The organism is Streptomyces bambusae (assembly GCF_019400985.1).
GTDB classification, from domain to species: domain Bacteria; phylum Actinomycetota; class Actinomycetes; order Streptomycetales; family Streptomycetaceae; genus Streptomyces; species Streptomyces bambusae_A.
In genome coordinates this window covers 1-918 of the sequence record NZ_WTFF01000694.1, presented here as the reverse complement: position 1 = coordinate 918, position 918 = coordinate 1, and the positions used below count along the sequence as shown (strand labels likewise).

Annotated in this window: 1 pseudogene; it reads right to left on the bottom strand. The window is 74.6% G+C overall.

The features are described from left to right. Nucleotides 1-475 (bottom strand): annotated as a pseudogene (locus GPJ59_RS36590) (hypothetical protein); the annotation flags it as partial. Between the last annotated feature and the right edge of the window lie 443 nt (nt 476-918).

The following is a 918-nucleotide window of genomic DNA, read 5'->3' as shown; positions in this document are numbered from 1 at the left end:
CATTAGTGAGCATAGAGCAGCGTCGCTGTCGGCTATGAGAGTAGTGTGCAGTGGACCGTGAGTCCGCGCGGCTTGCCCGCGTAGGATCCTCGGCGGCGTCAGATGTGTATAAGCGAGAGGGGTCGTCGGGCACCAGGGCCGCGTCGGCGAGGGTCGGGGCGGCGGGCACCAGGGCGGCGTCGGCGAGGGTCGGGGCGTTGTGCACGGACAGGGGCTCGGCGGCCGGGGCGTCGGCGGCCGGGGCCTCGGACACGGGGGCCGGGGACTCGGAGGCGGCGGCCTCGGGGGCCGGGGCGTCGGGTGCCGGGCTGCCCTTCGTGCCCTTCGTCAGCGACGTCTTCGCGTCGCCGGCCGGCGCGGACTCGGTTCCGGCGGCCGGGGCGGGGGCGGGTGCGGGTATGGACACCCCCTCGGTGGTGGGTGCGCCCCCCGGCTCCGCGGGCGGGGTGGTGGACGGCTGCGGGGGCGTGGTCATGCCTGCCGGATCCTTGTCTGGAGGTGGTGCTGGAGGTGGTGCTGGAGTGGTTCTGGTCGTGAAACCGGCCGATCACGTTCCGAACCGTCCGGTGATCGACAGCCTGCCATGCCCCACTCGCCGCCCGGCACCGATTTCGACTGCTGTGCACTCCCGGGCCACCGTCCGTGACCTGCTGATTCATGGGCAGAGGCAACGAAATCGGGCTCGGTTCCGTCTTCACGGGCATGGGAGACAGTCGTACGGCCGGGCGTACCCGGCGGCACCAGCTCCACCGGGGCACGGCCCCGCGTCGCACGTGGGAGGCGGTCCACGCCGCCCCGGCGGCAGCTCACGGCCCGGCCCGCCCGGGCGCGATACGACAGAAGCCGGACCGGCCGGCCCCGTGGGGCCAGGGCGCGGTCAGGTCCGCCGGCCAGGGCCCCGCCCACCCGGGCCAGGCC